The sequence below is a fragment of the Pseudoalteromonas sp. NZS100 genome, from assembly GCF_015864815.1.
In the GTDB taxonomy this organism is placed as follows: domain Bacteria; phylum Pseudomonadota; class Gammaproteobacteria; order Enterobacterales; family Alteromonadaceae; genus Pseudoalteromonas; species Pseudoalteromonas distincta.
This window is the reverse complement of record NZ_JADYWM010000012.1, coordinates 69,300-89,986: the sequence shown is the minus strand read 5'-3', so window position 1 is coordinate 89,986 and position 20,687 is coordinate 69,300. Positions and strand designations below refer to the sequence as shown.

13 protein-coding genes and 2 tRNA genes are annotated in these 20,687 nt (G+C 38.1%); 14 read left to right on the top strand and 1 reads right to left on the bottom strand.

Going from position 1 to position 20,687, the window contains the following annotated elements; genetic code table 11:
* Window positions 1-1,049: 1,049 nt before the first annotated feature.
* The 4 genes from I6E69_RS13385 to I6E69_RS13370 all read left to right on the top strand — a co-directional run bounded on the left by I6E69_RS13385 (window position 1,050) and on the right by I6E69_RS13370 (window position 4,898).
* A tRNA-Ala gene (locus tag I6E69_RS13385) sits at window positions 1,050-1,125 on the top strand.
* Window positions 1,126-1,162: 37 nt separating this feature from the next.
* A tRNA-Glu gene (locus I6E69_RS13380) sits at window positions 1,163-1,238 on the top strand.
* A 282-nt stretch (window positions 1,239-1,520) separates the two neighbouring features.
* Window positions 1,521-4,388 carry a pitrilysin family protein gene (locus I6E69_RS13375; RefSeq protein WP_197121426.1) on the top strand — a complete coding sequence of 956 codons (2,868 nt, stop codon included), beginning with the start codon at window positions 1,521-1,523 and terminating at the stop codon, window positions 4,386-4,388.
* A 243-nt stretch (window positions 4,389-4,631) separates the two neighbouring features.
* Window positions 4,632-4,898 carry a DksA/TraR family C4-type zinc finger protein gene (locus I6E69_RS13370; protein WP_002962957.1) on the top strand — a complete coding sequence of 89 codons (267 nt, stop codon included), beginning with the start codon at window positions 4,632-4,634 and terminating at the stop codon, window positions 4,896-4,898.
* 284 nt (window positions 4,899-5,182) lie between these two features.
* On the opposite strand, the gene gloA is transcribed toward I6E69_RS13370, so the two are convergent.
* A complete protein-coding gene (gene gloA / locus I6E69_RS13365) occupies window positions 5,183-5,584 on the bottom strand; it encodes a lactoylglutathione lyase (protein ID WP_024594782.1) in 402 nt (133 codons plus the stop codon).
* Between the two features lie 625 nt (window positions 5,585-6,209).
* Between gloA and I6E69_RS13360 the strand changes: the two genes are divergently transcribed.
* From I6E69_RS13360 to I6E69_RS13315, 10 genes are all read left to right on the top strand, one after another.
* Window positions 6,210-7,088 (top strand): NAD(P)-dependent oxidoreductase, encoded by an 879-nt coding sequence (locus tag I6E69_RS13360; protein WP_002962960.1) that lies wholly within the window; start codon window positions 6,210-6,212, stop codon window positions 7,086-7,088.
* A gap of 147 nt (window positions 7,089-7,235) precedes the next feature.
* A complete protein-coding gene (locus I6E69_RS13355) occupies window positions 7,236-9,494 on the top strand; it encodes a polysaccharide lyase 6 family protein (RefSeq protein WP_197121425.1) in 2,259 nt (752 codons plus the stop codon).
* A gap of 5 nt (window positions 9,495-9,499) precedes the next feature.
* Complete coding sequence (locus I6E69_RS13350; RefSeq protein WP_197121424.1) at window positions 9,500-11,716, top strand: heparinase II/III family protein; 2,217 nt, start codon at window positions 9,500-9,502, stop codon at window positions 11,714-11,716.
* 5 nt (window positions 11,717-11,721) lie between these two features.
* Window positions 11,722-12,066: a cupin domain-containing protein gene (locus tag I6E69_RS13345; RefSeq protein WP_002962963.1), complete on the top strand. Its 345-nt coding sequence runs from the start codon at window positions 11,722-11,724 to the stop codon at window positions 12,064-12,066.
* A 2-nt stretch (window positions 12,067-12,068) separates the two neighbouring features.
* Window positions 12,069-13,376: an MFS transporter gene (locus I6E69_RS13340; protein WP_002962964.1), complete on the top strand. Its 1,308-nt coding sequence runs from the start codon at window positions 12,069-12,071 to the stop codon at window positions 13,374-13,376.
* 74 nt (window positions 13,377-13,450) lie between these two features.
* On the top strand, window positions 13,451-14,383 hold the full coding sequence (locus I6E69_RS13335; protein ID WP_039489409.1) for a sugar kinase: 933 nt from the start codon (window positions 13,451-13,453) through the stop codon (window positions 14,381-14,383).
* A gap of 230 nt (window positions 14,384-14,613) precedes the next feature.
* Window positions 14,614-15,231, top strand: coding sequence for a bifunctional 4-hydroxy-2-oxoglutarate aldolase/2-dehydro-3-deoxy-phosphogluconate aldolase (gene eda / locus I6E69_RS13330; protein WP_002962275.1), 618 nt, complete (start codon window positions 14,614-14,616; stop codon window positions 15,229-15,231).
* A 14-nt stretch (window positions 15,232-15,245) separates the two neighbouring features.
* Window positions 15,246-16,328 (top strand): class II fructose-bisphosphate aldolase, encoded by a 1,083-nt coding sequence (fbaA, locus tag I6E69_RS13325; protein WP_039489411.1) that lies wholly within the window; start codon window positions 15,246-15,248, stop codon window positions 16,326-16,328.
* Window positions 16,325-17,287, top strand: coding sequence for a class 1 fructose-bisphosphatase (locus I6E69_RS13320; RefSeq protein WP_002962277.1), 963 nt, complete (start codon window positions 16,325-16,327; stop codon window positions 17,285-17,287). Before fbaA ends, I6E69_RS13320 begins: the two co-directional genes overlap by 4 nt.
* A gap of 451 nt (window positions 17,288-17,738) precedes the next feature.
* A complete protein-coding gene (locus tag I6E69_RS13315; RefSeq protein WP_197121423.1) occupies window positions 17,739-20,471 on the top strand; it encodes a poly(beta-D-mannuronate) lyase in 2,733 nt (910 codons plus the stop codon).
* Window positions 20,472-20,687 lie beyond the last annotated feature (216 nt).

The window sequence follows — 20,687 nt, the reverse complement described above, 5'->3', positions numbered from 1 at the left end:
AATAGAGCGGTCCTTTAAAAATGAATTTAATCTAAACTTCCCAAAACAAATACTATTTTCAACATTCTAAACTCTATTTTTGTACTTACTTTATTTTTATAAGCCAACCTACCCATCTCGTAAATACGTATTCCTCGCTACTAGCCTTCGGGTTAAGACTAAATAGATCACATATAACTAGGGCGTGTTGACCTTTGTGGATTCAAATTTGTTCAATCTAGAGACGATTAAATCGCGGCGCGAGGTTTGTATCCTAGTGGGCTCGGTAACTGCTCCTGCGTTACTCTAATGGCTTACATCCATGTAAGAATAAGTAAAAACCGAGCAAAGCTTCCGCGTCCTGCTCGCGCCCCTTACCTGCATCCATATAGGCAACAAAGAGTTGATCGTTCCTAGAAAGAACCTAAAGGGCTGCGCATATTTGGTATTTATGCGGCGTTATCGCCTATTCATGGGGAATAACCACACTACATATGCTCTGCCTTGCCTAAAACCAAACATACTGCTGCAAATTCACCCACCAAAGATCAATACGCCTTGAAGTTTTATACATAGAATTACGAAGCAACAGTGCTCTTTTAAAAATGCTCTTCAAACAATAATCGAATTTTTTAGTACGAGTTACGCTGGTTGTTAAGCAAGTAAAGGCTGCGGGTACTCTCAAATCTACATTTAAGTTTTGGTTATTATAAGCAATTGTAACTTTTAAAAGATTAAGGCGATTGGCGGGGCCTTAATTGGTAGTTTTTAGATAAGTTTAATTTGCATATAAATGTATACCTTTGCTTTGATGCAAATTTGTTGCATTAAATGGGGGAGTGGGGGCTATTGAGTATTCGTTGCAATATAGTGATGTTATTATAAGCAGTAGGGTTAGAATCTTATTCAAATTGTATTTTTTAGCACGCTTGATAGCCAGTTTGTTGAAAATTAAACCATTTAAATAAAGCTAGGTAAAAAACTGTTGACTTTATTTTGGGTGGTGCATAGAATGCGCCCCGCACTAAGCGATACACGATGTGTTTATCACGACGGGTATTGATTAAGTTGGGGCCATAGCTCAGCTGGGAGAGCGCTTCGCTGGCAGTGAAGAGGTCTGCGGTTCGATCCCGCATGGCTCCACCAAAAATTAGTGTTTTGTCCTAGGGTAGCAGTTTTCTGTGTCCCCATCGTCTAGAGGCCTAGGACACCGCCCTTTCACGGCGGTAACAGGGGTTCGAATCCCCTTGGGGACGCCACTTACTATTTTAAGTATTGTATAAAGCAGTGTTACATAACAATTTTTTTGCACGAAGTTACCAAGAGTACCAATCTCTTAGATATGTCATTTACTACTTAGATAGGAAAGTGCAGTGTTATTAGAATAAAACTACAAATTAATACCCTCATTTTACACTTCATTTTTATATCAATCTATTTACACTTTGTTACAAAACCAAACCCATAATCACTCCATATTCCTTGTTGTACTTTTAATTAGTCTTTAAACTCATTGAGTTAATTTAAATATGGACTAAAAAATGAAACTCACAAAAATTGCACTTGCTGTTTTACTTGCATCAGGGTTGGCTGCATGTAATAGCTCAACTCAAGCTGTTGATAAAAATATTGTTACAGAAACATCAATTCCTGGCGTTACACTTATTGAATCAGTGAAATCTAATGCAGGTGAAATCAACATACCGTATAAAAAATATAAACTAGATAACGGTTTAACTGTAATTGTGCATGAGGATCATTCAGATCCCTTAGTACACGTTGATGTAACATACCACGTTGGTTCTGCTCGCGAAGAGTTGGGTAAGTCAGGCTTTGCTCACTTTTTTGAGCATATGATGTTTCAAGGATCAGAGAATGTTGCTGATGAGGAACATTTTAAAATAATATCTGAAGCAGGCGGTACCTTAAATGGTACTACTAACTCTGATAGAACAAATTATTTTGAAACAGTACCTGTAAATCAATTAGAAAAGATGTTGTGGCTAGAAGCTGACCGAATGGGCTTTTTACTCGATGCTGTAACCCAAGAAAAATTTGAAGTACAACGCGAAACAGTAAAAAATGAGCGCGGCCAACGTGTTGATAATCGCCCTTATGGTCGTTTAGGTGAACGTGTTGCTCAAGCGATGTATCCAGACGGCCATCCATATTCATGGCCTGTAATTGGTTTTATGGACGATTTAAATCGCGTAAATGTAAATGATTTAAAAGCATTCTTTTTAAAATGGTACGGACCAAATAATGCAACGCTTACCATTGGTGGTGACATCAGCGCCAATGAAATACTGCCATTAGTTACTAAATACTTTGCACCAATCCCAAAAGGTCCTGAAATACCTAAAGTTGAAAAAACAGCGGTAACACTAAATGCCGATAGATATATTTCAATGGAAGATAAGGTTCACTTACCTTTATTAAGTATGAGTTTCCCAACTACTTACGCTCGCTCTGAAGATGAAGCACCTCTTGATATACTTGCTGAAATATTAGGTGGAGGTAATAATTCACTACTATACAAAAACCTAGTTAAAACTCAACTTGCTGTTCAAGCAAGTGCAAATCATCCATGCCAAGAGTTAGCGTGTTCAATTAGTCTTTATGCTTTACCAAATCCTACAGCAGGGAAAACGTTAGCTGATATGGAAAAAATCATTCGTGATTCATTTGTTGAATTTGAAGAGCGTGGCGTTACACAAGATGATTTAGATAAAGTAAAAGCTAAAATAGAGTCAGGTGCAATTTTTGGTCTGCAAAGCGTATCAGGAAAAGTCTCTCAACTAGCCGCATCTGAAACGTTTACAGGTAACCCAAACTCAGCTAAAGATGAGATTGCACGTTATAACAAAGTTACAAAAGCTGATGTTATGCGTGTTTTTAATCAATATATCAAAGGTAAATCTGCCGTTATTATGAGTGTTGTGCCAGAAGGTCAAACTCAACTTATAGCTGCCCCAGACAACTTTACGCCTAAAGCGCATGATTTTGGAGGTCCATCTACAACTTCAGCTGATGATTTAGTGGCACGAAGAGCTGTTGATACATTTGATCGAAGTGTTCACCCTGTAGCCGGCGCAAATCCTGCTGTTGATGTTCCTTCTCTTTGGCAAACTAAGACCGAAAACGGTATTAAAATATTAGGTACGCAAAGTACAGAAACGCCAACCACCGCTATTTTCATTAAAGTTCCGGGTGGCTTGTATAATGAGCAAGCTAGTAAAGTGGGTTTATCGTCAATGACTGCATCGTTAATGAGCGAGTCAACGCAAAACTACACTACAGAGCAAATGAGTAACGCGCTTGAAAAACTGGGTAGCCAGGTAAGTATCTACTCAGATAAAACACATACAAATGTGTATGTTTCTAGCTTAACCAAAAATGTAGATGCAACGCTAAAGCTTGTTGAAGAGAAATTATTTAAACCTGCATTTAATGCCGATGACTTTGAGCGTAATAAAAAGCAAATCATTCAAAATATTCAACATTCAATGAAGGATGCAGGGTATTTAGCATCTAATACATACAGCAAATTACTATATGGCGACAATATAGCTGCACTTCCAAGTACTGGAACGCTTAATAGTATTGAGGCTATTACATTAGATGACGTTAAAGCTTTTTATAACGCAAACTTTAAACCACAAGGCGCGCAAGTCATTATTGTTTCTGATTTAAAAGAGTCAACAATTGAGCCAAAGGTTAAAGCTACACTTGCAAACTGGCAAGGTAAATCGAGCCCAGTTACTGTTGATTTCAGCGAACCTAAAGTCGAAACTAATGTAATTTATTTGGTTGATAAACCAGATGCCCCTCAATCAGAAATTCGTATTGGTAAACGCGATATGGTTGAAGACATTACAGGTGAGTTTTTTAAAGCTAACTTAATGAACTTTGCATTTGGTGGCACGTTTAACAGCCGTATCAATCTAAATTTACGAGAAGATAAAGGCTACACTTACGGTGCTCGCTCTCGTTTTTGGGGTGATAAAACATCAGGTGGCTTTACAGCTTCTGCAGCGGTGAGAGCCGACTCTACTGCAGCGTCTATTACAGAGTTTACTAATGAGCTTAATAACTATGCTCAAAACGGTGTCACTGATGAAGAGCTTATGTTTATGCGTAAAGCTATCAATCAAAAAGATGCGCTTAAATACGAAACGCCTAATGCAAAACTTGGCTTTTTAGCACAAATATTAGAGTTTGATTTAAAACCTAGCTTTGTAAAAGAAAGAAATGAGATTGTTAGCAATATTAGCAAAGAAGAAGTTAACGCCTTAGCTAAAAAACACTTAAACACTAAAGATATGATTTATTTAGTAGTGGGTGATGCTAAAACACTTCGCCCAGAGCTTGAAAAATTAGGCATGAAGGTTGTTGACTACAGTCTTTAATATTTAAATAATTGGAATTATAAAGCAGCTTTTTTAGCTGCTTTTTTTTGCCTGATTTTAGAGTGTTGATCTTTTTGAAAGTAGATTACAAGGAGCAACTACAGCGTCTTTCTTTAGATATAAAATATAATTTTGTAGTTTAAACCTTCAAATAACACCCCATTCCTAGCTTTATTATTCAGTACTTATAAAGATTCAATTTGGTAACATAAATTTAAACATCCAACTTTATTAGGAGGATTTATGGCAAGTGGATGGGCACGAGACGGTGCAATTCAAGATCAAATTGATGCAAGTGTTAACGATGCCGTACAGTATGCAAGAAGCAATTTAATATCTGGTGCAAGTGCTGAGCTATGTGACGAGTGCGATGAAAAAATCCCACAAGCACGAAGGCTCGCGCTACCAGGAGTTCGCTACTGTGTTGCATGCCAAGCTGCAATAGAAGGTAATGGTGCTAGCGCTAAATCGTTTAATAGGCGTGGTAGTAAAGATAGTCAGTTACGTTAAAAAAAGGTGCTGCAAAGCACCTTTTATTTAATACCAATCTGCATAACTATTTGAACAATATATAAAATTAAACCCCTCCATAGTTATACCAATCAGCATAAATTTTTGATCAATCTAACGAATTAAATTGCACTATAACGTCGTTAAAAATTTTTATTTAGAACAACTAGATACAAAAATTTTTGCCTAGTTCTAGCGTAATTTTCTTAACGCTAAATAGACCCCATATATAAGCAGATTGGCATTAAGCAAATTGTTATAACTTGAATTAGTTGTTAAGTAATTTAAAATTTACTCATGTCTTCTTTTTTCTGAATTAACTCAATTGCATAGCCATCTGGGTCTTTTACAAAAGCAATTTCAGTAGTACCGCCTTTTACAGGCCCTGGTTCACGGCTTACATTGCCACCAGCAGCCTTAATATCTGCACATGCTTTGTAAATATCATCAAACTCAATAGCAATATGACCATACCCATTACCTAGGTCGTAGCTATCCTCGTCCCAGTTATAAGTTAGCTCTAATACTGTGTTATCTGCTTCGTCGCCATATCCAACAAAGGCAAGAGTGTATCTGTATTCACTGTTATCAGCTCTGCGTAATTCTTTCATACCTAATATTTCAGTATAAAAAGCAATTGATTTATCCAAATCGGCTACACGAAGCATAGTATGTAATAAACGCATTTTTAGTTCCTTTAGTTATTTATTCAAAGTTAAGGGTATTTTTAACTAAGCGCTATTATTAAGCGCGTTTTAGGGGGGTTATATGTATTAGCCATATATGTAGGCATTATATATAAATCACAACCTTAATATGAGAGTGGGCTTAAAACAGTTTGAGTTCGACCTTTATAAATTACCAATTAATGAATCATTTTATTAAATTTTGGATATTTAAATAACCAGTACTCAATTATTGGTCAACCTATTAGTATAAAAAAAGTTACTGATTGTTCAACAAAAGTTAACCTTTACTTAATTGTGTTATTACTATGTAACCATCTGTTTTTATAGGTTATTAAATTTATTATTGTGTAATTTGTAAAAATATGGCGTTTGCTTGGTTAACTTATTGGTTGACAAAAAAGTCGTATGGTAATACAGTTTTTGCATACCAATTGGTAAGTTGCTTGGTTTGAGTGAATACAATGTATTGGTAATTAATCAGAGTTACGTTTTGCACAGGTTAATTTATAAATAACTCAAGCTTAAAGTTACTCTACAAATTGAAACAAAAGACACAGCGTATTTATAGAGTAAATTTTACTTGTTCTTATAAAAGTATGCGCCACATATTTAGGAGTTATTCATGTCAAAACCAGTCATCGGTTTCATCGGCTTAGGCTTAATGGGCGGCAACATGGCCGAAAATTTACAAAACAAAGGCTATGAGCTAATTGTTATGGACCTTAGCAAAGATGCGGTTGCAGCATGTGTTGCTAGAGGCGCAAAAACAGCAAGCACTGCAAAAGAGCTAGCTGAAGGTTCAGATATTGTTATGTTTTGTCTTACAACGTCTGCCGTTGTAGAAAAAATTGTTTACGCAGAAGACGGTATCCTAGCGGGTATTAAAGAAGGTGCAGTATTAGTTGATTTTGGTACTTCTATCCCATCATCTACTAAAAAAATTGGTGCTGATTTAGCAGCTAAAGGCGCAGGCATGATCGACGCGCCACTAGGTCGTACACCAGCACATGCTAAAGACGGCCTTTTAAACATTATGGCTGCAGGCGATATTGATACATTCAATAAAGTTAAACCAGTACTGGAAGATCAAGGTGAAAACGTTTTCCATCTTGGCGAGCTAGGTGCAGGTCATACAACTAAGCTTATCAACAACTTTATGGGTATGACGACAGTATGTGCTATGTCACAAGCATTTGCAGTGGCAGAGCTTGCTGGTGTTGACCGTCAACAACTTTTCGACATTATGTCGACTGGTCCATCTAACTCACCATTTATGCAATTTTGTAAAAACTATGCAGTTGATAATGTTAGCGACCTTGGTTTCTCGATTGCTAATGCAAACAAAGATTTAGGCTACTTCCTACAAATGGTAGAAGACCTAGGTACTGAATCAAAAATCGCTGAAGGTTCATCAGCTAACCTACAAGCAGCGTTTGACGCTGGTATGGGTCAAGGTAACGTTCCTGAAATTTTTGATTACTTCAAAAAGTTAGAAAAGTAATACTTCTCGACCTTATTGAGCGCTTTGAGCTTTAACTTAAAGCGCTTTAACACACATGACACCAATTGACTAAAGTCTTTGTGCAATGTCAGCTTTTTTTAATTCTGATGAAGCACTACTTTCAGTCACAACGAAAAAGAGTTAACTATGCGTTTGATTAATACAATAAAGCTTAGTCTAGTTCTCATCGGTTGCATATCCACACAAGTAGCGGCCAAAGATTATTTTATAGAAAATAAACAAGCTTTTAATGATATCGCAGCTAATCTAGTTGCTGGCGACAAAGTAGTACTTAAAAATGGTACTTGGTCTGACTTCGAAATTTTACTTGAAGGCCAAGGTACAAAAAACTCTCCTATTATATTAACCGCTGAAACTAACGGAAAAGTAATTCTATCAGGTCAATCTAACCTAAGACTTGCAGGTAAATACCTTGAAGCCTCAGGTTTAGTATTTAAAGACGGCTACACACCGAGCTCAGCTGTAATAGAATTTCGTAAAAATAAAAATGAATTAGCCTACAATTCACGAGTTACTCAAACAGTAATCGATAATTACAGTAATCCAGACAAACGAGAGTCTGATTATTGGGTTGCCTTATATGGACAACATAACCGCTTTGATCATAGTCATTTAGTTGGCAAACGAAATAAAGGTGTGACAGTTGCTGTTCGTTTAAACACTAAAGCAAGCCAGGAAAACTATCATCGTATAGATAACAACTATTTTGGCTACCGTCCTACTTTTGGTTCTAACGGTGGTGAAACCCTGCGTATTGGCACAAGCCATTACTCACTAACTGATTCGCATACATTGGTTGAAAATAATTACTTTGAACGTACCAATGGTGAAGTAGAAATTGTTTCGGTTAAATCAGGCAAAAACATCCTTCGTAATAACGTATTTTATGAAGCGCGCGGTACATTAACGCTGCGCCATGGTAACGGCAATCTTATAGAAGAAAATATTTTTATTGGTAATGGTGTTGATCACACAGGTGGTATCCGCGTTATCAATAAAGATCAAATTGTAAGAAATAACTACCTACAAGGCCTAACAGGCTATCGTTTTGGCAGTGGTTTTACTGTGATGAACGGCGTACCAAATTCATCTATTAATCGTTATCACCAAGTAGAAAATGCGACGATTGAAAACAACACATTTATAAATGTGCGTCATATTCAACTTGCTGCAGGTAGCGATGCTGAGCGTAGCGCAGCCCCAAAAAATAGCGTAATGAAAAACAACTTAATCATAAACCAAGATGGTGAACAGCCATTTACAACATTCGACGATGTAAGTGGGTTAGTATTAAGTAACAACATTGCAGATACAAAAGTGCTTTCTGAGCTAACGTACGGTGTAAAAAAAGATAAAATCACGCTTGAAAAAGCAAGTAATGGTCTACTTTACCCAACATCTAAAAGTTTAAATGTAGGTGCAAAGCGCGATTTAAAAGTACTTAAAAAAGAAGATACCGGTGTTAGCTGGTATGCAAAAGTACCTGCTTTAGTTGATTTTGATTCTGGTAAGACACATTCTGTTAAAGCTGATGTAAGTGCATTACTAGACGCTATTGATAATGCAGAGTCGGGCGATGTTCTAGAGCTAGCGCCTGGCCAGTATGATGTGTCTAAACTGGTTAAAATTGATAAAACGTTGACAATTAAAGCGAAGCAGAGCGCAAAGGCTAAACTTACTTTTCAACGCTCTACCTTGTTTGAAATACATGATGGCGGCAGCTTAAAACTAGATGGTTTATCAATTTCAGGTGAAAACGCGCCAGATGCAATAGGTAACAGCATTGTTCGTACGCAAAAATGGGGTATGGTTGATAATTACCGCTTTGTAATGACCAACTCAGAGTTAAATGCTTTAGATATTAATCATTCATTCCATTTCTTTATCACTGGTAAAGGTGCAATGGCTGACGAAATTATTGTTACAGGTAATACCTTTAATACAGTAACAGGTGACATCTTACGTCTAAATACTGAAATTGAAGACTTAGGTGTTTATAACGCGGAATACGTCATTGTAAATAATAATACATTTAATAATGTAGAAGGCGGTGTACTTAAGCTTTACCGTGGTGGCACTGATGAAAGTACATTTGGTCCTCATTTTGAAATGACAAATAACACGCTTAATAACGTTGGCCTTGGTAAGCGTAACAAAGAGCAAGCGAGCATTTATGTTCACGGTGTTCAGGTTACTAATATCAAAGATAATAAATTTGTTAAATCTGCTCCTATTGTTGTAGAGCACACAGTAGGCGAGCCTAAAACTGAAATCTCAGGCAATACATTTGATGCAACTAAAGTACCAAGTGTTAAAGAGTTAAGAGTTAAAGGCCCACACACGGCAGTATTAAAAAATAACAACATTTTAAATAAGGCAGGGTAAATACTATGTACTTATTAAAATGCCAAACACGTTTTAAAATAGCTGCTATAGCTGCAATTACATTACTTACATCATTGGGGGCGCATGCAGCGCACCCAAACTTAGTGATTACTACTGATGATGTTAAGCAAATGCGCCAAGCAATTAGTAGCAACGGTAGCTCAAAGTTTGCTACTGCGTTTGAATCGCTAAAAGCGCAAGTAGATGAACAAATTGCAAAGCCTATCACTGTACCAGTTCCAAAAGATGGCGGTGGTGGTTATACACATGAGCGCCATAAGAAGAATTACCAACTTATGTACAACGCGGGCATTATTTATCAATTAAGCCAAGATGATAAATACGCAAACTATGTACGTGATATGTTACTTGAGTATGCAAAATTATACCCAACGCTTGGTCTGCATCCAAAACGTAAAATGGACTCGCAAAATCCAGGTAAGTTTTTTTGGCAAAGCCTAAATGAAGCAATGTGGCTTGTGTACACAATACAAGCTTATGATCTAATTTATGACTCGTTAAATGCCGATAATATTAAAACAATCGAGAATGACTTACTCCGTCCTGTTTCGTTGTTCACATCTGTAGGCCAACCGTCTACATTTAATAAAGTACATAACCATGGAACATGGGCAACAGCGGGTGTTGGCATGGCAGGGTATGTATTAGGTGAACCTGAGTGGGTAGAAAAATCATTATACGATTTAGAAAAGTCGGGTAAGGGTGGCTTTATTAAGCAGCTAGAGATGCTGTTTTCACCACAAGGTTACTATAACGAAGGTCCTTACTATCAACGCTTTGCACTATTACCATTTGTAACGTTTGCTAAAGCGATTGAAAACAACGAACCACAACGAAAAATCTTTGAATATCGCGATGGCATATTATTAAAAGCGATTGATACGACGATTCAACTTAGCTACAACGGTTTGTTCTTCCCAATTAACGATGCAATAAAAAGTAAAGGCATCGATACCATTGAGTTAGTAAATGGGGTAACGGCAGCGTATGGCTTAACCAACGATGCAGGTTATTTAGATATTGCTAAGCAACAAGACCAAATAATTCTTTCTGGTGATGGGTTAAAAGTGGCTCAAGCACTTGATAACAACATGACAAAACCTTATTCGTTTAAATCTGTTGCCTTCGGTGATGGTAATGACGGTAAACAAGGTGCTTTAGTTGTAATGAGAACGCAGGTAGGTGGCGATCAAGCGCTACTGTTTAAACCTGCTGCACAAGGTTTGGGCCATGGTCATTTTGATAAATTAACATGGCAGTTTTACGACCACGGAAATGAAATTGTATCTGATTATGGCGCAGCACGTTTTTTAAATGTAGAAGCTAAATACGGCGGTCGTTATTTACCTGAAAACGAAACTTACGCTAAACACACTGTTGCGCACAATACGGTAGTGGTTGACGAAACAACGCATTTTAATGCAAATGTTGAAGTAGGAAATAGTAATTACCCTACACTTAACTTTTTCGAAACAAATAAATACGGCACGGTTTCAAGCGGCGAAATAAGCACAGCTTATAAAGGCGTTGATCTTGAGCGTACGCTTGCACTTATTAACTTACCTGAACTACAAAGCACAGTTGCACTTGATATATTTGATGTTGCTGCAAATAAAGCGCATCAGCTTGACCTGCCTTTGCATTATAAAGGCCAGCTTATCGATACCAGCTTTGAGTTAAAAGCAAATGCAACGCAGCTGTCTGCTCTAGGTACTAAAAATGGCTACCAACATCTATGGCTTAAAGCTCAAGCGCAACCTCAAAGTGGTTTAGCTAAAGTAACGTGGCTAAACGAAAATGGTCGTTTTTATACGCAAACAAGCTTGGTTAAAGGTGATGAGTCTTTCTTGTTTACTCAAATAGGCGCAAATGACCCTCACTTTAATTTACGCAACGAAAATGGTTTTATTCGTCGTGTTGAGGGTCAAAAGCAACATAAGTTTATATCTGTATTAGAGCCACATGGTGAGTACAACCCAAGTAAAGAATATACCCTAGAAGCTGTTAGTCGAGTTACAAAGCTTGAATATAGTCAGCAGGGCGATTTAACACTTGTTGAACTTGATATTAAAGGCAACTCATATTTAGTGGCTATTAATAAAGCACAAACATCAGCTAAAAACACATTCAATTATCAAAATAAAGAGTTCACTTTAAATGGCCGATTAGGCGTTTATATGATGAACAATAATCAGGAGTAAATAGGATGCAAAAGCAAAGCGCAAACTTTTCATTTGGTAACGAGACCGAAATAGAAGACTTAGGAAATGGTCTAAAACGTCAAATGCTAGGTTATAACGAAGAGCTAATGGCTGTTAAAATTTGGTTTGAGAAAGGGGCTATTGGTTATAACCATGCTCACAGACATTCTCAAGTAACGTATGTTGTTGAAGGTGAGTTTCACTTTAACATTGATGGCGTAACTAAAATCTTAAAACCGGGTGATAGCTGCTTAATCCCACCATTTGCTGATCATGGAGCTACCTGCCCAACAGGCGGAATCCTGATTGATACTTTTAGCCCCGCGCGTGAAGACTTTCTTGAGGATTAATTATGCAACTTAAAGGCTTACGTTGGTGGGTTATAGCGCTAATAGCGCTAGCTACCATTATTAACTATATCGACCGCCAAGCACTTAGTGTGCTTTGGCCGGACATTGTTGAAGATTTATTTCCTGATGAATCAGCGCTAGAACGTAAACAAATATACGCTAATATTTCTATTGTGTTTGTATTTGCTTATGCATTTGGTCAGGCAATCTTTGGTAAAATATTTGACTGGGTGGGCACACGCTTCGGTTTTGTACTATCAATAGGTGTTTGGTCTATTGCAACCGTTGCGCATGCATTTGCACAAGGTGTACTTAGTCTTAGTATTTTTCGCGCAATCTTAGGTGTAGCAGAAGCCGGTAACTGGCCTGGTGCAGCTAAAGGTAACGCAGAATGGTTCCCTACTAAAGAACGTGCTTTAGCACAGGGTATTTTTAACTCTGGCGCCGCAATTGGTGGCATTATTGCTATTCCTTTAATTGCTTATTTAACTATCTACTTTAGCTGGCAAATGGTGTTTGTTTTTGTTGGTGCATTAGGTTTCCTTTGGTTAGTTCCATGGTTAATTTTAGTTAAAGCACCGCCTAGCTCACATCCTTGGCTGACTGCCGAAGAACGTGAATATATCTTAACGGGTCAAAGACGTGTTGATGACAACGGTGATGTAACTGGTGAAGACGAAGAAGAATATAACCCTACAACTGCTGAGTTACTTTCTCGTAAGCAAAGCTGGGGTGTAATCATTGCCTCTGCCGCAATTGACCCAATTTGGTGGTTATTTGTTTTTTGGATCCCTATTTACCTAAACGAAGTATACGGTATGGATGTTAAATCTATTGGTATATACGGTTGGGTACCTTATGTTGGCGCTATGTTTGGTGCTTGGTTTGGTGGCTTATTGGCTCAAAATCGACTCAAAGCAGGTTGGAATACAGATAAAACACGTAAGCTTACTATTACGCTGGGTTGTTTAATTATGTTACCAGCGCTACTTGCAATGGCAAATCCAGGCGGACCAACAACAGCGGTACTAATTATGGCTGTTATCTTATTTGGTTTTCAAACTGCAATTGGTAACGTGCAAACACTACCAAGTGATTTGTTAGGTAAAAAAGCAGTGGGTACATTATCAGGTTTTTCTGGTATGGCGGCAAAGCTTGGTGCTGTAGGTCTTACATCGCTAGTACCTTTTCTTACTGCTGATGGTAACTACACACCAGCATTTGTAATTGGTGCTTCTTTAGCCATCATAGCAATGGCAGCTGTTTGGATTTTAATTCCAAAAATAGAACCTCTTAAAAAGCCTCAATAATCTAGATAATAACTGCTATGCCAACATATTTTGTATAAGTGCATAGCAGTTAACTACATAGGGTAACTTCCAAGATGAAAAATATTTACTTTATCGGTGAATGCATGGTCGAGCTTAGAGCTATGAGCGCGGCAACACTGCACCAATCATTTGCAGGCGATGTTTATAATTCTGCAGTGTATTTAAAACGTTGCTTCCCGCAGGTTACTACTTCGGTTGTTACGGCTTTAGGTCAAGATAATTTAAGTAAAAAAATGCTAGAACGCTTTGAAAGTGAACAAATAAATACGCAACTTGTATTTGCTCACGACACCAAAGTACCTGGTATGTACTACATAGAAACTGATGAGCATGGTGAGCGTAGCTTTATTTATTGGCGCAATGATTCTGCAGCTAAAAAGGTTGTTGATTTTTTAGATGCTGATGCACTCGAGCAGCTTAGCCAAGGTGATATGTTTTTCTTTTCAGGAATTTCATTAGCAATAATTGAAGAAAGTGCACGTGAAGACTTTTGGAAAGTGGTAAAGCAGCTTAAAGATGCTGGGGTTAAAATCGTTTTCGATCCTAATTACAGAGCACGTTTGTGGAATAGTGTAGAGGAAACAAAAGAGCAGTATCATTTAGCCTTTACGTTTGCAGATATTACCCTACCAGGCGTTGAAGATTTAACAACACTTTATGACGTTCATAGCGTAGAAGCAGTTGTTGAATATTTAAAGCCTTACCAAATTGAAGAAATTGTTGTTAAAAATGGCCCTGAATCGGTAGTGACAAAAGAGGGCGATACGCTTCAAAGCCACACCATAATACCGGTAACAAATGTTGTAGATACGACATCCGCAGGCGATGCCTTTAACGGTGTTTACTTAGGTGCACGTTTATCTGACAAATCAATTTCAAGTGCTGTACAACTTGCTGCAAAAGCGGCAGGGACTGTTATACAGCAACCAGGTGCTATTGCTCCAAAAGATATATTTCAGCTAGCAATGGCTGAAGCTGGGATCTGATACCAACTTTTATTAAAAACATGATCACCTTAGCGTATTAAATAATTCACTAACTACGTTAAAAATTATTTATATAGAGCAACTATGTATCATAATTTTAGCCTTGTTATTGAGCTATTTTCTTGTCGCTATAATAGCTCATTAATTTAATGCAATTGGTATAACAAAATAATTAAACATTAAAGGCCGCCATACCTCGGCCGCATTACTTTTTATAAAGGAACAACGTTATGACTCGCTTTTCTGAACTTATGGCAGGACAAACACTGCTACCTATAATTCAAGCAGATACTCCAGAGCAAGGTGTTCAAATAGCGAAAGCTATGGCCAATGCTGGGCTTACTTTAGTTGAAGTAGTGCTAAGAACAGAGGCATCAATAGAGGCATTAAAAGCTATTAAAGCACAGGTGCCTGAGCTAAAAGTAGGTGCGGGAACAGTCATCAATACTGATATTTTGGAGCAAGCACTTGAAGCGGGTTCTGATTTTATTGTAACCCCAGCGGTGTCTCCTGCGTTACTTGAAGCACTTGCTAAATGTAATGTGCCAGTACTTCCTGGTGTATCAAACACCGGTGATATTTTAATGGCGCTTGAATATGGCTTTGAAGAGCAAAAATTATTCCCAGCATCGCTTGCCGGTGGCGCTCCTTTTGTGTCAGCTGTGTCGTCAGTATTTAGAGCAGTCAGCTTTTGTCCTACAGGTGGCGTTAGCGAAAGTAACAAAATGGACTATCTTTCTTTAAATAATGTATTCGCCGTTGGCGGTACTTGGATAGCGAAAAAAGAATGGGTTGAACAAGAAAATTGGCAAGCAATTACTGATTCTTGTATCCAGGCTTTAAAATAGAAAGGATTTCATAAATGAATTATTTAGCCCCAACAATACTACCAGGCGTAATCGTTGGCGACGAAGTAAGTGCTGTGTACGAGCATGCACGTACTAATCAATATGCGTTGCCAGCGGTAAATGTTGTTAGTACAACATCTATTAATGCGACGCTAGAAGCTGCTAAAAAGAAAAACTCGCCCGTTATTATTCAGCTTTCTAATGGTGGAGCACAATTTTTTTGTGGTAAAAGCTTATCTTTACCAGAGCAACAATCTGCTGTGCTTGGGGCGGTAAGTGCTGCAAGATATGTACATTCAGTGGCAGCACATTATGAAGTAGCAGTGATGCTTCACACTGATCACGCAGCTAAAAAGCTACTACCTTGGATTGATGGTTTGCTTGATGAAGGTGAAAGACACTTTGAACTGACTGGCAAACCATTGTTTAGCTCACATATGATTGATCTGTCAGAAGAGCCTTTAGAAGAAAATATCGAAATTTGTGAACGTTACTTAACGCGTATGGCAAAAATAGGTATGACGCTTGAAATTGAGCTTGGTTGCACGGGTGGCGAAGAAGACGGTGTTGATAACTCACACTTAGATAGTTCTGCTTTATACACTCAACCTGAAGATGTTGCATTTGCTTACGAACGCTTAAGTCGTATTAGCCCTAACTTTATAATTGCAGCCTCTTTTGGCAATGTTCATGGTGTATATAAACCGGGTAACGTTGTTCTTACGCCAACTATTTTAAAAGATTCACAAGCTTACGTATCAGAAAAATTTAATCTACCAAGTAACTCAATTAACTTTGTTTTTCATGGTGGTAGTGGTTCTGAGTACAGTAAAATTGCAGAGTCTTTAACGTATGGCGTAGTGAAGATGAATATTGATACCGATACGCAGTGGGCGTGTTGGACAGGTATTTTAGATTACTACAAAGACAAGCAAGCATACCTACAAGGGCAAATTGGTAACCCTGACGGGGATGATAAGCCAAACAAGAAATACTATGACCCTCGTGTATGGCTGCGTCATTCAGAGCAAAGTATGGTTGCAAGGTTAGAGCAATGCTTTGACGATCTAAATTGTGTAAACAGGTATAGCGCATGAAAAGATTAAATACAGTATTGAAAGAAGACGGTGTAGATACCGATCTTATTTTACTTATTCGCACAATTTTAGCGACCAGTAAAGAAATTGCTTTTCGAGTAAGCCAAGGTGAATTAGCCGGTGTTTTAGGCTCAACTCTGAATGAAAACGTTCAAGGTGAAGTTCAAAAAAAGCTTGATGTAATCGCAAACCAACTACTTAAAGACATCCTACTTGATGATAGCAGTGTACGATCTGTTGCATCAGAGGAAGAAGATCATGCGGTAGGTGGCCATCCTGAAGGTAAGTTTATTGTTGCTTTTGACCCGTTAGATGGCTCTTCTAATATTGATGTTAATGGGCAAATAGGCACTATATTTACTATTTACTTAGCCCGTGATGATGTTCCTTTTGACAGCGACGAGCAATTTAGTCAGCCCGGTGTAAATCAAGTATGTGCAGGCTATGTGTTATATGGCCCTTCATCATTACTTGTAATGAGTACTGGCGGTCCTACGCGTTGTTATACGTTAGACTCAACACATGGCGGTTACTTACTGACAAATAAGCAGTTAAGTGTGCCAGAACAAAGTCGTGAATTTGCCGTTAATATGGCTAACTACCGTTACTGGGACGAACCAACACAAGTGTATTTTGATAAATTGCTATACACCTGTGAAAGCTTTGAAAAAAGCTCAATGCGTTGGAATGCAGCGATGGTAGGCGACGTTCATCGTATTTTATGCCGAGGCGGGTTATTTTTGTATCCACAAGATAAACGCAGTGGTAACGATAACGGAAAAATAAGACTGCTTTATGAAGCAAACCCGTTAGCACTTTTAGTTGAAAACGCAGGTGGTAAAGCAACCTCTAGAGGAACGCGAATTTTAGATATTGCGCCAACTAGCTTGCACCAGCGTGTGCCTGTTGCTTTGGGTTCAAATGAGCCTGTAGAGTTTTATAATAACGCCATGTTATAAAACAGCACTCAAAAAAAGGGGTAAGAAAATTGCCCCTTTTTTTACCCTTAATTTTAATTCTCTTTGTAAATCATCCTCTTTATACAAACTCACTTCTTTTCTTATTGTCTTCAAATAAGAATACTTCACATATATTTAATAATATTACCTACTAAACCCTATATAAAACTAAGTTTTTACTATAACGCTATGTATCTTCAACGTTATTTTTCACAATTGAATTCAATTTTTAACCAAAAATAAAAGTCCAAGGTTAACTTGGTGTTTATTTATTGTTATTTAATTAGGTGGGGATAGTGGAAAAACTTATTTTATTGTGGTTATATTACCAAGTTGGTTAACAATTCATTTGCAATTTAAATGAATTTGGTAATAAACACATGATTTATTTGGTAACACACACAATAGATAGCCAAATATTAAAACTATAAATTTGGAGAATAGAGCCACCATGAAATTCAAACATTTTGCGCTATGCGCTATTGCAGCTGCAATCGTTGGTTGTGACACAAACTCAAACAACAATGACAACAACTTGGGCTCTATTGCTCTTAGTGGAACTGTTACAAGCGGACAAACATTAACAGCTGAAGTTAGTGACCCTGATGGTATCTCAGGTGACGTGACTTACTACTGGTATGCAGATGGTGAGGCAATTGCTGGTGCAAATAGCGCTTCATTTACATTGACTGACGATCAGATAGGGTTACCAATTACAGTTCAAGGGCTTTATACCGATGATGGCGGTATTAATGAATCGCATATTACAGAACCAACCGCAGATGTTGCCGCAATCGCATTTCCTGCAAGTTTAACTATTACAGGTGACGCGCTAGTTGGTTCGCAACTAACTGCTAATGTAGCTGACGACAATGGCTTTGATGGCGATACAGTAACTTATAAATGGTTTGCAGATGACGTAGAAATTGCTGATGAAGCACTTTCAACGCTTACGTTAACAGACGCACAGTTTGGTACAGTTATTACAGTTAGTGCATCTTTTGAAGATAGCCGTGGGTTTAACGAGTCTGTAACTTCAGCCGGTACAGAGGTTGTCACACGAACAAACTCAGAAGGCGAAGTCACAATTAGCGGCACGCCAACTGTTGGAAATACATTAACAGCAGAAATTAATGATACCGATGGGGCGACAGGAGATATCACTTATCAATGGCTTGCTGACGCACAAGAGATAGATGGCGCAATAGAGAGCACCTTTACAGTTGATGCATCACTTTTAGGTCAAAAAATAAGTGTTCAGGTTGCTTATACAGATGATAATGGGTTTATCGAGGATAATACATCAGAGGAAACAATTGCTGTTTCTGCTGTTGCGGTTGACGAAGTCGGTAGCGTAGCCATTATGGGTGTAGTGCCTTATTTAACAAATGGCGAGTTAACCGCTGAGATAACTGATAACAACGGCGTTGAAGAGGCTAACGTTACTTATACTTGGTCTGCTGATGGTGTTGAAATAGCAGGGAGCAATAGTAAAACATTTACGCCTTCTGATTACGCTGGCTCAATAATGTCAGTAAAAGCCACGTATACAGATAATGATGGCTTTGCGAGTGAGGTTACAAACTCACTTGATACATTGGTTTACACTCAATTAGTTAGTAACCCTGAAACACTCCTTGGTGCTATAAGTGGTGGTTTAGCTGACGGTGATGTTATTGGCTTAAACACCGGTGTTTATGCTGATATGGACGCAATTTTATTAACCAGTGCAGTAACGCTTCGCGCTGTAGAAGGTCAAACTCCTGTACTTAGTGGTGAAGTATGTGTGCATGTAGCTGCTGGAGTAGATGGCGCTGGGTTAACAGGGCTTACCTTTAAGAATATAGATACTAAAGCGGGTGCATTTTGTGAAACCGAAGAAGGTGCTGTTATTTACTCAGAAGGGGATAACTTTACTTTTTCGCAAAACACGATGGATGGAGAAGAAGCGACACTCAATAACTCTGAATACCATTGGCTGATGATAAAAGGTCAAAGTGCGTTGGTTGAGCGAAATACATTTTCTAATCGAAATGTAGCAGAAAAAGGGTCTGTGATAAAAATATCATCATCAAGCTCTGATCACGTTATTCAATATAATTTATTTAGTGACAGTGATAATCCAAACTTTGATCAATCAAGTTTATACTTAATCAATGCAGGTAGTACAACGGGTAGTGGTGCAGCTGATAACGCAAACTTTACTATTCAGTATAACCGCGTAGAAAACTTTGTAACGGGTCGTCGTTTAATGCGTGTACAAACTTCTGGCGCAACCATCAAAGGCAATACAATCGTAAATCCTAATGGTGGTATTTCATTAGAAGATGGTGGATTTAATAGTGTTACAGACAACATTATTATTCGTACTACAGATATTGCAAGCTCAAGCGATAGACCTGCTGGGGTATTGATCACACCACTTGGTCATACTGTGAGTAACAACTACATTGCTGGTATTCGTTCTGGTAATAAAGAAGCGGGCGGTATTGTATTTACGGCAAATCCATTTTCGCAAGCTGACGGCGGTGTGCCAAACTCGGGTAACCAAGCTGTGCTTGATAGCGCTGGCGACTTTACACTAAATGTAACAAACAATACGGTTTTGAATTCACAGCAACCTATTGTATTTAGTACGGAAATAGGCTCTAAAGCACCAACAAGTGATTGCGATGAGTTAACCGCAGCGAATGCGCCGGTACTCTATGGGCTGACCAAAAATGCGTTTGTTATAAACTTTAATGGAAATTTAATTGCAAACGGTTTAGGTGATCAAACAGATGCAGATACAATAAACAGCAGTGCTACAACTCAAGGCCTATTTTACCCAAATACACTTGATAGTGACCATGCTTTTGAATATGACTGTGACTTAATTAATCATGACAGCTCGCTGCTAAGTAACAACTTTGGTTATATGGATAGTCGAGTATCAGGCGATGCAAGCGGTGACTGGGTTGAAATTAGAAAACTAAATGGTAATGGCGCATTCGATACTGATGGTGCAATTGACCAAGACCCAGCAACTAACGGTAAAGAAGTGCTTGAGTACGTTACAGCAGCAAGTACGTTATTAGAAACAGACCCTGCAGGCCTTCAGGCAGAGGCGGGTGCTAAAGGTCTTCATTATATTCAATCATCTGAAGTAGGTGTTGGATCTACATGGAAAATACAAAACGATTAAGTAACCAAATAATCAGTTAACTTTTAAAAGCCCCAAATTTGGGGCTTTTTTATTATTTATTAATAATCACCACACTTTTCTCAACCTACATTACCCATTTATCGACTAGTTTAGATCTATATATATTCTAGTAAAAAACCTGCCTGACCTACTGGTAATGCCGTTAAGTTAAAATTGGTATACCTTATGGTAATATTAAAACGTCAAATTGGTTGA